Origin of the sequence: Allobacillus salarius (genome assembly GCF_007559425.1) — a bacterium.
Classification (GTDB): Bacteria; Bacillota; Bacilli; order Bacillales; family Alkalibacillaceae; genus Allobacillus; species Allobacillus salarius.
The window spans coordinates 195337-208914 of sequence record NZ_VMHE01000001.1; the positions used below are offsets into that span (position 1 = coordinate 195337).

Genomic DNA, 13578 nt, shown 5'->3' on the forward strand with positions numbered 1-13578 from the left:
TATCATCCTTTCATAAGGAGGTTGTCATTATTGAAGCAACCAGAAGTGTTATCCAATACTATACTAACGGACGCTACAACATATTTAGCAACAGACATTCACTTCTCTCCTGGACCAAATGAATGTCATATTTATTTTCGCATTAATGGCTATCGCTGGTTCTATAAAAAGATTCCTCGCAAACAATATCAATCATTATTAAGTTACTATAAGTTTCGATCAGGGATGGACATTGCAGAGAATCGTTTACCTCAAGATGGCACACTCTCTTCACAAGTAAAAGATAACACTTATTTCTTACGCTTATCCACTCTTCCTCTGAAAGACACAGAAAGTTTAGCTATTCGTGTGCTACCAGAGCAATATGAACCGAACATTGAAGAACTTTTTGTTTTTTCAAAACAAGCTCGACAACTAATGAAATGGTTGAAAAGCTCATCAGGCATCATATTATTCACAGGCCCAACAGGTAGCGGTAAGTCCTCGACAATGTATGCTTTACTAAAACAAGCAACGAAGGAATATGGGTATCAATCGATTACGTTAGAAGATCCGATTGAGCAATCCGTAGAAAAGATTTTGCAAGTTCAAGTGAATGAAAAATCAGGATTTGATTATGATGTTGGCTTGAAAGCAGCCTTGCGACATGATCCGGACATTATTATGGTCGGTGAAATCAGAGATGATAAAACAGCAAAATTTGCGATACGAGCAGCCCTCACTGGTCACCTCGTTTTATCCACGATTCATGCAAGGAATACATTCGGTACCTTAACTAGGTTAAAACAGATGGGCATTCCTTCGAGTGATTTACACGAATCAATTATTGGTATTGTTGCTCAGCAACTTGTTGAGTTATCACCGACCTATAAAGAAGTAAATCATTCCTCAAGATCTGCTATAGCTGAATTACTCTCAGGTCAGGCTCTCGAACGTGCAATTAATGGAATCTCACCGAACAATTCTAAAGAATTCCTTTCACTCGATCGAATAAGGAGGAAGGCTCATGCTGAAGGGATTATTCAGATCGAATCAGACCAAAAAGCTTAACCTTACCACCCAAGTGACTTTTTTAAATCGGATGGCCAAATTGCTCGAACGAGACCATTCTATGAAGCAAGCATTGGAATTTCTAACGTATGATCCACAGCTCGGACAGCTTGCTAAACAATTTGTCGGTTCGTTAGAGAATGGCACATCGTTAAAAGAATGTTTTAAACTATATGACTTCCAGCCGATTGTTGTATCTTTCCTGTTTTTCTCTAACGAATCCGGGAATTTAAGTGGGCATCTCATTCATTTGAACAGATTACTGACGATGAGACTGGAATTTCAAACAAAACTTAAGAAACTACTTAGGTATCCTCTTTTTCTCCTGACTGTATGTATTATTCTGTTAATAGCCCTAAATACATTTTTATTACCTATGTTTGAAAGGTCGTTCCGTAGTATGGGAACAGTTGGTTCACTACCAACTTACCAGTTAATTCTACAAGTTACGCAAACACTATTTCTTATTTTTCTAATTGGTGGTGTAATTACTGCGCTGCTTTTTTATAGATTTCACCGACAATCCACAGTCGAACAAAAAATTGCAATGTATGAAAAAACTCCACTTCTTCACGGCATTTTTAAGATGCTCATTACTGCACAGCTATCCTATCAATTAGCTTCACTATTACAAAGCGGCAAAACAATCAAAGAAGCTATAATGATTATTCAACAGCAAGACTATATGCCATCCATCCAATATTTCGCCTCATTGCTTACCGATCACCTGCAAACAGGAATGTCCTTATACAACGCTTTTAAAGATCTCCCTCTTATTGAGTCAGAGTTTAAATTGATGATCAAACGCTCTACTGAGCAAGGTACATTAGCGAAAGACCTTCAGAACTATACAAACCTTGCCATTGATTCGATGGAGGAAAAATTAAAAAGCGTGATGATGATGATACAGCCTGTTGTTTATATCATATTGGGACTGATGATTGTCTTGATCTATTCGTTCACCTTATTTCCTATGTTTCAAATGATTAACCAATTATAACGATAAAAAGGAGCTTAATGATGAAAAATATATTTAATCAAAAAGGATTCACGCTTATAGAAATGCTAATTGTATTACTAATTATTTCAGTATTAATTTTAATTACTGTACCTAATCTAACAAAACATAATGATACCGTAGACGATAAGGGCTGCGAAGCATATAAGAAAATTGTATCTTCACAAGTTCAATTATATAAACTCGAAAATCAGAAATTCCCGACTATTGATCAACTGGTCGACGGTGCTTATATTGAACAACCTGCATGTCCAAATGGATCTCATTTATCCATTAACACAACCACAGGTGAAGTAACAGAAGTAAGTGGGGCTTCCAGTGGAAGTTAAAGCCTCCAATCAAGAAGGTTTTACTCTAATTGAAATACTCGTTGTATTATCCATTATTTTAATCCTCTCTCACTTCTACCTGTTGGCTCACAGCCAAAAACCAACTAAACAAACAATGGATCAATTCCTGGAAACATTCGAAAATGATCTTTTTTACTTGCAACAATACACAATGACGTACCAAATTATTCCCCAATTGTTTTTCGACCCATCTAATCATATGTATACCATTCGCCATGCTTCCTTAGATCAACCTCTTCTAGAGAGGAAATATCGTAAAGACATACGTATTCAGCTCAATAACTTTAAAAATCCTCTTACATTTACTACCCGAGGAAATTTATCAAGTCCAGGAACTTTTTTTATCCATTTCGGTGACCAAATATATGAATTAAAATTCCCATTCGGAAAAGGACAATTCCATGTTGAAAAACTCGAAGCTAATGTGCGTCCATATCACACGGTCATCTAAAGGATATTTTTTAGTAGATGTTTTGTTAGCGTTTAGTTGTCTGCTGATCATTACTACTTTTATTTTACCGGTGATACACCATGCCATGAACCATACCGAAACAATACGGCAAGCGATGATTGCAGAAGAACATATATCACGGTTGGTAATCCGTTCAATTGGCAGCAATGTGCAAAATGAAAAAGTGATAATTGATGGTTTTCATTTCACTTGGAATACAGAAAATCTTGAGAATAAACAAGTTGGATGTTTGTCATGGATAGATCGACGCAACAACGAAGAAAGTATGTGTCTTTATGTACCTTTATACAAAGAATAATCAGGGATTCACGTTACTGTCCACTTTGATTGCTTTGACAATTCTTATGTTACTTTCATCTCTTATCCTCCCACTATTAGTTACCGTACAAAAGATTGAGAGTCCAACCTATAAAAAAGATTACGAATGGAGACAATTTCATTTTTACTTAATGAAGGAGTTTAATGAAGCTCAGTTTGTAACGATTGAAGACCAAGCTATACAATTTCATTTACCCAATAATATTGTTAATCGTTATGAATTATATTTTGATAAGATTCGTCGTCGGGGAAACGAAAGTGGCCATGAAGTTATTTTAACTGATGTGATCGAATTATCGATACGAAAAATTGGTAACCACTTATTTTCTATATCTGGCGAAAGGAAAAATGGTTATGCATATACCAAATATTATTCATTCCCGATTAAAACGATCGCTCACTAATGAACAAGGTTTTGTATTCGTATACTTGTTAATCATTTTGCTAGTCGTTACGACGGTTCTTTTACACCATCTGAGCTTACAACATATACAGACAGAGAATTTGTTGTTAATTCAAGAACAGCATAAAATCCAACAATTAATTCAAGTTGCACAGCATGACCTTCAAGAAATAATTGACCAATCTTCAGAGACAAACGGAACCGTCCTATTTGAATATTTCGTAGGTCAGGTAATATGTCACTACACACTTGAATCTCCCTCTACTTATCAAGTACAATTGATTGTAGAAACACCACGAGGAACGACATATAAAAATACGACATTGATGAATAAAAGTGAAGCAATACGGCCAGAATAGTGTTGTATCAATTGGGCTGTAGCCAAGCGGTAAGGCAACGGGTTTTGGTCTCGTCATGCCCAGGTTCGAATCCTGGCAGCCCAGTTTGCTTTTCCGTCATAATTTATTCATTTACAATAAACATTGCTTCGTATATAATATGTCTGACGAGTTCCTATGAGAAGGAGGAATAGACATGGATCGCGTTTTTCGCGGAATAGCATTTTGGACGGGTATTTTCGCCGTCATGTTCTATGTTGGTGACATGATCAACATGTCTCTATTATTCTTAGCACAAACGGTCTTCTTCTTGGGAATTGGTTACTTAAACCTATCTGAGCGTCTTTATATGTATATCTTTGGTGCTTACTTAACAGTATTTATGATAGGTTTCACATACTATGTAACCTTCCTTTTAGAACCTGGATTTGCTTAATTCAAAGAAAACAGAGACTAACTTGTACGAAAGCAGACTTGTATCTGCTAAATGAAAAAGAAGGCAACCGATTAATGTTCGGTTGCCTTCTTTTTTGTTCTCATTAAAAACTCAGATTAAAAACGAATTAGTTCTTTTCTCCTCACCAACTTGGGTAGCCGGTCCATGCCCAGGATATACCGTCGTATTTTCTGGTAGTGAAAGAATATGCTCTGTAATTGAATGAATTAATGTCACATGATCTCCAAATGGTAAATCTGTTCTACCAATCCCTTGCCGGAATAGCGTGTCTCCTGCAAATATTACAGCATCATCATTAAACCAAAAAGAAACACTTCCGGGTGAATGACCTGGTGTATGAAAAACCTCGAATGAAAAGCTTCCCATTTTATGTTTTCCTGGTTTGATCGAATAATCTGCTGGTTGTGACGTCGAAATAGTACCGACTTGAAAAAGCTCAGAACCATTCAAAGATGGATCTGTTAACCATGAAGATTCTTCTTCATGTATGTATACAGGTGCTTTTGTTTCTTCGCGTAATGACTCAACCCCACCAATGTGATCAAAGTGTGCATGTGTCAAAAGAATGGCATGTAACCTAAGATTGTTTTCTTCTATTGTATTTAATACAGTCTCAGGGTCGCCACCCGGATCAATCACAAGAGCTTCACCATCTTTCTGTAACAGATAACAATTCGTACCTAACAGTCCCAGTTGGAATATTTGGATATTCATATCTTCTCCTCCTTGATATGTGTATTTTTGGTGAAAATACTCGACAGGATAGTCTTTTTCTTATAAAATAGATTTTAGCTTGTGAATACGTATATTTTTATCTTAATGGACTATGTTATCATAACAATAGGAACTATGGCATTCAAGGAGGACTATAAAAATGGTATTGGCAATTATATTTCTACTCGTTGCAATTGTATGTATTTTTGGTACATTACGTTCAATCAAAAACCGTAATTTCTTAGCAGTATTTTTTGCAGGTGCAACTACACTTTTATTTGGTTGGTTCTCAATTATGACAATCATCTCTGAGATCTCATCCATGGTATCTTAATCAACATTTTAGCGATTAAGTATTCTTTACTTAAAAAAATTAGTTGTAAACAAGTACTTATATCTTAACATGAAGGGGACAAATCTTAATGATTTGCCCTCTTTTTTTACAGACTGCTTTCTCAACGGCAAAACAAAACCCGAACGATTACAGTTCGGGTTTTACTTTACATCTGAACTTCACTTCAGGTTGCATTATTCCACTTCTTCCTCAATAATTTCTCCTTTATCGAAATTATAAAAACGGAATAAATCTCCATAAATGATTTCATCAGAGTATTGCAGTTCTTGCATCGCCTGTTCCAAAATATCTGTACAATTGCTGTCATCTGCAATATCGCCAGTTGAACGTTCATAACAAACTTCACTTGTATAAATGAAATCATCACCAACAACTGTGCCATCTCGCATTGCGATAAACCCTTTTCGTTCCTCGGAAAATAAATCATTACCAAAAACAATGTCATTTTGATTTTCAATATCCAACATATTCAAAATGGTCGGTTTGAAATCAATTTGACCCGTGACCTGTGAGATCACTTGATTGTTTTCATTTCCAGGAATGTGAATGAGTAAAGGTACTCTTTCTAACAGAACTTCGTCATAGGGTGTAATTTCATCTTTTCCAAGAAACTGTGCCATCGCTTTGTTATGATAAGAGCTTATCCCGTAGTGATCTCCCATTATGATAATGATTGAATCCTCATACTTGCCAGATTCTTTCAGCTCATCGAAAAACACTTCCAACGACTCATCAAAATATCGAACCGTTTGGAAATATTGATTTAATGTCGTTGAGTTTGAATCAAATTGTTCGATTGTCGTTTTTTTCTCTGGTATTTCAAATGGAAAATGGTTCGTTAAAGAGATCATTTTTAAATAATAAGGTTCTTCTAAATCTTTCATCATGTCGACTGATTGCCTGAAGAATTCCTTATCTTCGAGGCCCCACCCGAAGGAGTGTTCATCACTAATTTCATATGATTGTTGATCGAAAAATTTATCGTATCCCAATGATTCATACATCGTATTACGATTCCAAAAACTTCCGTTATTCGCATGCATAGAGTAAGATGAGTACCCTTTTTGTTTTATTATTTTAGGTAACGAATGAAATTCATTTTGGGCGTGTGTAAAATACACGGCACTATTTGGTAAAGGATACAAACTGTTATCTAAAATAAATTCGTGGTCAGAAGTTTTTCCTAATAGCGTTTGATGATAAAAGTTATCGAAATAATAGCTATCTTCCACTAAATCATTCAGAAACGGAGTGATTTCTTCTCCGTGTAATTCTTTATTGATCACAAAAGATTGTAGTGACTCTGCAGCGATATAAATAATGTTTTTATCTTCTGCAATTCCTCTCATGTCTGTTGAGGTTACTTTGTTGGTTGATCGAATTTCTTTATCTACATATTTTTCAATCTCGCTCATTTCCGAACCATCAGCAAATAACCGTTTTGATTGTGTGGACGCAGTCAGGACCATATCATACGCATGAAATGCAAAAATTCCCACATTTTTCACTAAGTATTCACGGTCAAATCCACGCTTGAACAACATCGGTCTTTCAATTTCAGCAAGTGTCAAGTTGAGTGCTAATGCCGCTAATGAGACGACAATAAGCTTCCTTTTGAACAGACCAGAGTATAATTTGACTGGGAATGTTTCTTTTCTTGCAAAGTAAAAAATGAGAATCACATCTAAAAACAATAAGATGTCGGTAAGATAAAACAAAGAAAACACACTTGAACCTAAATCTCCAGCGTTGTTAACTTGGAATAGAGTCGGAATCGTCACGAAGTCTGTGAAATTCCGATAATAAAGCAAGTTCGCGAAAACAATTAAACTCATTACGAGTGAAACATATTTGATGTATCGCTTTTGGTTTTTAGGTTTCATCCAAACCGCAAGAAACAAAATGAATGCACTGATTGCTAATGCATTGATGATTAAGATTGTCTCCTGAAAGATGGATTCAATTGAAAGGTTAAAATAAAAGCGGTAGACAATATATGTTTTTACTCCTAGGAGTATTGCTGCAATGATAAATAATGGTATTTGTTTTATTTTGTTCATTTGAAGTCTCCTCACTTTTATCCCGATATAACTCCTACATTAATAAGACGAGTTATTAGATTAAAAGTTTCAAATCATATCGTATTTATTCTTCCCGTTATATGTTACAAACAAACGGGGCTTTTTAACTATATTTATTGCGCACCTGTTTAATTATAAAAAGCGCACGCATATATTCTTCATTGGTTATCAGTTTATTTTGATATAATTCATTAATCTCTTGTTCCATCAAGTTAAATTCAGCTAACCGATCACCAATATAAATAAAAATTCCATATTTCTTTAGTAATTGAAGCACATCAAGAAAGGTTTCCATTACTCCACCCACTACGTTCGTATAAACTTAACATTTTTATATCTTTAATTTTTGATAAAATTCCTCAAATTGCTCGTTGTCTGGCTGTAACTCAATGGCTTTCTCAGCATATTTTAATGCTTCGTCTTCCTCCATTAATCGTGAATGAATAACCGCTAAATTAAAGTAAGCTTCTGCAAAATCTTTATCGATTTCCACAGCAGTGTGGAAGTCTTCTTCTGCCAAATCAATTTCTTTTTGCTCGAAATAAGCCACACCTCTATAGAAATAAAGATACGCCTCTTCTCTTCCTCTATCTAGCTCATCGTTCACTAACTCAATCGTCTCATTGTATAAACCTTCACCAATTAGTTCTTGAGCAGTTGCTGAAAATGTATGTGGATTATCAAGACTGCCTGCTCGGTTTACTCCGTATAAAACCAAACCAGCTATAATTACAATGTACATAAAAAATGCAATGAACTGCTTTATGAAAGCTTTTTTGTACGGCAAGTGAACAATTTGTGAGGCAATGAAACCACCAATTAAGCCACCCAAATGCGCACCATTATCGATTTGAGGAATTGTAAATCCGAAAACTAAATTTATACCAATTACGATAAATAAACTAGAGCCCATCGTCTGAAAGAATAAGCGTTTATAATGCACTCCAAAAAATAGGAGCGCACCAAACAATCCAAAGATTGCACCAGAAGCACCTGCTGCTATCGCATCATTTGTCGCAAAACTTGCCACACCACCAAACAGTCCTGAAAATAGGTAAATGAACAAGAATCGTTTACTTCCGAATATACGTTCAACCGCTTCACCTAAAAAATATAAAGCCATCATATTCATGAACAAATGCAACGTGCCTATATGAAGGAACATGGAAGTAAATATGCGCCACCATTCACCCTCAATAATAGCCGGATTATATTTAGCACCAAAATCAATCAAATCTTTCGTGTTTGTTGAACTTCCGACAGATTCCATATACATAAAAATGAATACATTAATCGCAATCAATAAAAACGTCCATCTTGGCTTTCCGAAGTGGAACGTTTCTTTAATTTCACGTTGTTGTTGTTTGTACGTTGAAAGGAGTTGCTGCTCGATATAATGAGTGTATGATTCTTGCTCTTCAATCGTTGGATACTCGGCAAATAATGTTGATGATTCTTTTCCCATGCGGCTTAAAAAACGATTGAATTCCTCTTGTACATATTCTTCACTAAATAAATAAACGGAGGAGTGCAATCGTTTATTATTTTTCAGTTGTCGGTCTTTCAATAAAGGTTCCCAATGATCCACAGGTAAAAGATCGCTCACATAAATAAAGTGAAAAAAATAATTTCTGCGGCCACGAACTGGGTTCTGTCTAAATATTGACTTCGTCTTTTCTTGGACATCTCGCTCGAGCTGTCTTGCCCAATCGAACGTCTGTTGACTAAGTGTAACAATATGCGTAGAACCCTTTTCAGTTTTTTCTAGAACATATTCTTTTTGATTAGGCATAATTTGAACGAGATTAAATTGTTCATGGTTAACTAAATATTCAACTGTCTTCAATAGTGTATATCGTTCAGTTATATACAATGTTACAGCTCCTCATGATCAACTGAGGCATCACCGTGTGATCAAATTGGCAATTTCCTCAATACTCATTGATGAATTCATTTCATAAGAACCTAATTGAATCGTCTGACTTAAATCATGCTCTGCCAAATAATCAATAAATGGCTTTGTATCATTAATTATTTCATTTCTTTCTAACAGGTCAGCGATATCGGATGAATTCATTCCTTGTTCTATTTCCAAAACGTAACGAAAAACGTCTTTCTCACTTGAAGACGCCGATTCATCTGATTTGCTGTTCTCTTTTTCTAACGCATCCAGTTGTGCCCTTAACTCTTCATTTTTATTCAATAAATTAGTATATTCATCTTGAGACACTAACTTAAGCTCTTGCTCCTCAATATATGTTTGGATCTCTTTTTCCGGAACATTTGAAGAATCTTTTGACTCGTTAGAGTTTCCTTCCATCCAATAAATAATTCCAAAGATGAATGTTGCTGTTAACAGACCTACAGAATAGGCCATAACCATACGTTTCAATTAGCTTTCACCCTTTAGCTATTCCAGTGACTAGTGTTTTGATCTTTTTGATAATCTCGTACATCAAGCGGCTCTGATAGCAATTCTTCTTCTAGAACCTTCATTTTATTATTGATTAAATAACGATCCTGTAAGGAAGAAATACGTAATTGTTCAACTTGATATTCAATTTCTTTTAGTTGATCGTTCATGAAAAAAGATAAAATAAACAATGCGACTCCAATAGTACCTACACTGATTAATGCGATGATCAATACATACACCTCATTTTGTAAAATCCTAACTTCTAGTTTATCATAAATTCAATTGACGAGGCAGTAAAATTGTAACAGTTCTATTTCAATGCTTGAAACTCGAATTGTTCTTTGGTATGATAATGAAGTCAAAATGATAAGTGCAGAATGGAGGAATCATGATGCGTGAACAAATTACTTTAGCGTGCACAGAAACAGGTGATCGTAACTATATTACAACGAAAAACAAGCGTACGAATCCTGAGCGCCTTGAATTGAAAAAATATAGTCCGCGTTTGAAAAAACATACGCTACATCGTGAAACGAAGTAAAACAGTAGGTGCCTGCCTGCTGTTTTTTTATATAGGAAACTCCTGCGTATTTAACCATCCATTTTATGGAATACTCTTAATAAGTCCGACGATTTACAGTTAGATCTTCATACATTCGTGATAAGCTAATGATAAACATTCTACAATATCGTAAAGGATAGGTGCTAAATGTCCAAACACGTCTACCGTACACTCAGTAAGCGATTGCTTCATCATATCCCTCGCCAATACAAGGATGATTGTCTCAATAGCATGATGGTACATTTGCAGGAAACGAACTTGTGGCAAGAAGCTGATACAGTCGCACTCACTATTCCCCGAAATAATGAACTGAATGTTGAAGAAATCATTAAGGCTGCTTGGAAGTCAGGAAAACAAGTGGTTATACCTAAATGCTTTCCCAAAAAAGATCATCACATGGAATTTTATTTATATACCAATAAAAAAGAATTAGAAAACGTATACCTGGACTTGTATGAACCTAAGGATCGCCGGGAAAAAATAGTCGATAAAGATTTCATCGATCTTATAATTGTTCCTGGCTTATTATTTGATCCTAAAGGTTATCGCATCGGCTATGGCGGTGGCTATTACGACCGGTATTTAGTTGATTATCCGAATTCAACCGTTTCTTTAGCGATGGAAGAGCAAATCGTCCAATATATACCTTTTGATGATAATGATATTCCGGTTGATTTCATCATCACTGAAGATCGGATGATTCATTGTGAAATCGAACGGAAGAAAAGCTCCTAATCGAATTGAATCACCCGTTAGAAACAAACAAAAACGTGCTAACCCAGGAATGAAACTTCACCTAGGGAATAGCACGTTTTCCGGTGATTCAAATTCTGTTTTGGAACATAATTTCTTTTATAATCCTTTTTTATTCTTCTTCTGATTGATCCTCTTCTGATTCTTCTTCCGAGTCATCTTCATTAGAACCTTTTAGCCGTTCTTCTTTTAAGTCGAAATAAGTGTCCAATGCCCTTCTGCCAATTCGGTGGTGAACTGGGTAGTCACCGGTTCCTAAATATGGTGCCATGACGGCAAAAGCGATTTCCGGTTCATCGAAAGGTGCATAGCCGACAAGGTTGTAATTATTGACATCGTCGTGCAGTGTTTTCGTTTCGTTGTCCCAGTAAAAAGCCTCCGCAGTTCCCGTCTTACCAGCTGGGTTATACTCAGCATCACCAAAATGCGTGTAACCTGTTCCTCCACTTTCTTGAAAGACTCGTCGCATACCTTCTTGGACTCTTTTTAAATAAGTGTCTTTCATTTCTATTTTATTAAGAATCGTCGGCTCGTTTACTTTATATAGAGGTCCTAGTTTTTCTCCTTGTGATGAATTATGAATCTGCTTGACGAGATACGGTTTCATCCGATAACCGTCGTTAGCAATCGTTGAAATATACTGAGCAAGTTGCATTGCTGTGTAGTTTCCGAACTGACCGATTGCCATATCTTGAAGTTCACCGGCATCTGCAGTGTCAATATTCATGTTTTCTTCATAAGGAAAATCAATTCCTGTTTTGGCTCCAAGACCAAATTGTTTATAATAGTTACTCATTTTTGTATAAGCCTCAGGATTATAATTGATGGATGATTTATTATAGTAATAATTATTTTCGCCACCCATTCGCATCGCGATGAAAAACATATACACGTTGGATGAGCGTTTAATCGCATCAATATCATTCACTGGCCCTAAATCTCTCCATGACTTTTTCCTTGGTCCATTCGCTATACGAATCGGCCTGTCAGTAATCACTTCTCCTGGACGGATGACTCCTGAATCAAGACCCGCCAAGACTGTTGCGCCTTTTACCGTGGAACCCGGTAAGTACGTATCATAGAGCACTTTATGAGATACATCCGTAAATTCATCTTCCCCTGTTTCAGAAGGATTGTATTGTTGTCCACTTGTTGCTAAAACTTCTCCCGTTTTTGGATTCATCAAAACTATGACCGCATGTCTGAACCATCTGTTTTTTCCCGGATGTTTTTGCACCGCTGCCTTAACTTCTTCCTGCACGATTTTATCTACTCGCTGCTGAAGTTCCATATCAACAGAAAGGATCAAGTCTTTACCTCTTTGTCCTTCACGGATTGTATTTGAGTCGATTACAGTACCGCTCGAATCAGTAATATGTTCTTTGATTTCTTTATTTCCATTTAAATATAGCTCATACTCATTTTCAATACCACTTCTACCGACACGGTCATTTCGACTATAATTTCTCGCGAGAAAGTATTGGTCCTCATCTTGCGGAATTCCTTGTTGCTGGCTTGTTATTCTTCCGATGTAACTTGCAAACGTACTACCAAATAAATAATCACGTTCCCAATCTGTCGTGACATTGATTCCCGGTAATTCATGCAAGTTTTCACCGATTCTCATATATTCTTCTACAGTGATGTCTTCATATTGAATAATATGAGGCGTCAGCTCGTATGCTTTGTCTAGTTCTCGCTTAATGGCCATTACTTCAAGTTCTTGTTCAGAGAAGTCTTCTAATTCGTCATCAGTGATCTTTTCAAGCATCACATAATATTGATCTTGATCACTCAATTCCTTTTCTTCTTCTGTTAATCGTTCATATGCCTCTTTTTTATTATTAATGATCCAGTAATCTTGTTTGTTTCGTTTGGTTACTGGCTCCGTATCCATTTCAATATATTCTGCTAATTTTTCAGCAATTTCCACATTATCTTCCGGTTGAACATGCTTCTTTGGTGTATATGTAATAGCGAACTCCGCCTTATTGTCGACGACGAGTTCACCGTTACGGTCGTACATCTTCCCTCTAGGTACAGGTGTAGCAGAAGTTACTCGCTCTGTTCGGTCAAGTTCTTCTTGTGCATCCATGCCGAATAAAATTTGGACGACTCCGAGTTGTAAAATCAAACCGGAAAATAATAGAAAAATGATAAAAAACAATATATTTAAACGAAGAGGCAAATGTGATTTTTGCTTCTTATTCTTCCCCATCGTTTGAGCTCTCCCTTAATTCGAGTGAATTTGACAAGCTCTATTATATCATCAAATTAACTCATTTTCATGA

At 36.0% G+C, this 13578-nt stretch carries 18 protein-coding genes and 1 tRNA gene; 12 read left to right on the forward strand and 7 right to left on the reverse strand.

The genetic code is table 11. The features are described from left to right. Window positions 1-30: 30 nt before the first annotated feature. From comGA to FPQ13_RS01080, 9 genes are all read left to right on the forward strand, one after another. Window positions 31-1050 carry a competence type IV pilus ATPase ComGA gene (comGA, locus tag FPQ13_RS01040; RefSeq protein WP_144087445.1) on the forward strand — a complete coding sequence of 340 codons (1020 nt, stop codon included), beginning with the start codon at window positions 31-33 and terminating at the stop codon, window positions 1048-1050. Next, the gene (locus FPQ13_RS01045; RefSeq protein ID WP_144087446.1) at window positions 1007-2050 is read left to right on the forward strand and encodes a type II secretion system F family protein; all 1044 of its coding nucleotides are present in this window, start codon (window positions 1007-1009) and stop codon (window positions 2048-2050) included. Before comGA ends, FPQ13_RS01045 begins: the two co-directional genes overlap by 44 nt. A 20-nt stretch (window positions 2051-2070) precedes the next feature. Then, window positions 2071-2397 (forward strand): competence type IV pilus major pilin ComGC, encoded by a 327-nt coding sequence (gene comGC / locus FPQ13_RS01050; RefSeq protein WP_144087447.1) that lies wholly within the window; start codon window positions 2071-2073, stop codon window positions 2395-2397. Beyond that, window positions 2387-2869, forward strand: coding sequence for a competence type IV pilus minor pilin ComGD (gene comGD, locus FPQ13_RS01055; RefSeq protein ID WP_186279501.1), 483 nt, complete (start codon window positions 2387-2389; stop codon window positions 2867-2869). Before comGC ends, comGD begins: the two co-directional genes overlap by 11 nt. Before the next feature lie 85 nt (window positions 2870-2954). Beyond that, window positions 2955-3188 (forward strand): hypothetical protein, encoded by a 234-nt coding sequence (locus FPQ13_RS01060; protein ID WP_144087449.1) that lies wholly within the window; start codon window positions 2955-2957, stop codon window positions 3186-3188. Beyond that, a complete protein-coding gene (gene comGF, locus FPQ13_RS01065) occupies window positions 3166-3612 on the forward strand; it encodes a competence type IV pilus minor pilin ComGF (protein ID WP_144087622.1) in 447 nt (148 codons plus the stop codon). The genes FPQ13_RS01060 and comGF overlap by 23 nt, the downstream gene beginning before the upstream one ends. Then, window positions 3563-3970 carry a hypothetical protein gene (locus FPQ13_RS01070; RefSeq protein WP_144087450.1) on the forward strand — a complete coding sequence of 136 codons (408 nt, stop codon included), beginning with the start codon at window positions 3563-3565 and terminating at the stop codon, window positions 3968-3970. The genes comGF and FPQ13_RS01070 overlap by 50 nt, the downstream gene beginning before the upstream one ends. 12 nt (window positions 3971-3982) lie before the next feature. Then, window positions 3983-4054: transfer RNA gene (locus FPQ13_RS01075), tRNA-Gln, on the forward strand. Window positions 4055-4145: 91 nt separating this feature from the next. Further along, window positions 4146-4385 carry a DUF2626 domain-containing protein gene (locus FPQ13_RS01080; protein WP_144087451.1) on the forward strand — a complete coding sequence of 80 codons (240 nt, stop codon included), beginning with the start codon at window positions 4146-4148 and terminating at the stop codon, window positions 4383-4385. Between the two features lie 111 nt (window positions 4386-4496). Here FPQ13_RS01080 and FPQ13_RS01085 read toward each other — a convergent pair whose 3' ends face one another. Further along, window positions 4497-5120: an MBL fold metallo-hydrolase gene (locus FPQ13_RS01085; RefSeq protein WP_144087452.1), complete on the reverse strand. Its 624-nt coding sequence runs from the start codon at window positions 5118-5120 to the stop codon at window positions 4497-4499. Window positions 5121-5280: 160 nt separating this feature from the next. Between FPQ13_RS01085 and FPQ13_RS01090 the strand changes: the two genes are divergently transcribed. Beyond that, the gene (locus FPQ13_RS01090; RefSeq protein ID WP_144087453.1) at window positions 5281-5454 is read left to right on the forward strand and encodes a DUF2759 domain-containing protein; all 174 of its coding nucleotides are present in this window, start codon (window positions 5281-5283) and stop codon (window positions 5452-5454) included. A gap of 194 nt (window positions 5455-5648) precedes the next feature. On the opposite strand, the gene FPQ13_RS01095 is transcribed toward FPQ13_RS01090, so the two are convergent. The 5 genes from FPQ13_RS01095 to FPQ13_RS01115 form a co-directional block, all read right to left on the reverse strand. Further along, window positions 5649-7535 carry an LTA synthase family protein gene (locus FPQ13_RS01095; RefSeq protein ID WP_144087454.1) on the reverse strand — a complete coding sequence of 629 codons (1887 nt, stop codon included), beginning with the start codon at window positions 7533-7535 and terminating at the stop codon, window positions 5649-5651. Between the two features lie 124 nt (window positions 7536-7659). Continuing rightward, window positions 7660-7851 carry a YqgQ family protein gene (locus FPQ13_RS01100; protein ID WP_144087455.1) on the reverse strand — a complete coding sequence of 64 codons (192 nt, stop codon included), beginning with the start codon at window positions 7849-7851 and terminating at the stop codon, window positions 7660-7662. 36 nt (window positions 7852-7887) lie between these two features. After that, window positions 7888-9429: a rhomboid family protein gene (locus FPQ13_RS01105; protein WP_144087456.1), complete on the reverse strand. Its 1542-nt coding sequence runs from the start codon at window positions 9427-9429 to the stop codon at window positions 7888-7890. A gap of 30 nt (window positions 9430-9459) precedes the next feature. Continuing rightward, the gene (locus tag FPQ13_RS13700; RefSeq protein WP_246065296.1) at window positions 9460-9948 is read right to left on the reverse strand and encodes an endolytic transglycosylase MltG; all 489 of its coding nucleotides are present in this window, start codon (window positions 9946-9948) and stop codon (window positions 9460-9462) included. A gap of 14 nt (window positions 9949-9962) precedes the next feature. Beyond that, a complete protein-coding gene (locus FPQ13_RS01115) occupies window positions 9963-10202 on the reverse strand; it encodes a hypothetical protein (RefSeq protein ID WP_144087457.1) in 240 nt (79 codons plus the stop codon). Window positions 10203-10363: 161 nt separating this feature from the next. Here FPQ13_RS01115 and rpmG point away from each other — a divergent pair, with 161 nt between their 5' ends. Together rpmG and FPQ13_RS01125 are read left to right on the forward strand one after the other, a co-directional pair. Then, on the forward strand, window positions 10364-10513 hold the full coding sequence (rpmG, locus tag FPQ13_RS01120; RefSeq protein ID WP_144087458.1) for a 50S ribosomal protein L33: 150 nt from the start codon (window positions 10364-10366) through the stop codon (window positions 10511-10513). 168 nt (window positions 10514-10681) lie between these two features. Next, entirely contained in the window at window positions 10682-11269 is a 588-nt protein-coding gene (locus tag FPQ13_RS01125; RefSeq protein ID WP_144087459.1) for a 5-formyltetrahydrofolate cyclo-ligase, read from the forward strand. Between the two features lie 130 nt (window positions 11270-11399). On the opposite strand, the gene FPQ13_RS01130 is transcribed toward FPQ13_RS01125, so the two are convergent. Next, window positions 11400-13505 (reverse strand): peptidoglycan D,D-transpeptidase FtsI family protein, encoded by a 2106-nt coding sequence (locus tag FPQ13_RS01130; RefSeq protein WP_144087460.1) that lies wholly within the window; start codon window positions 13503-13505, stop codon window positions 11400-11402. Window positions 13506-13578 lie beyond the last annotated feature (73 nt).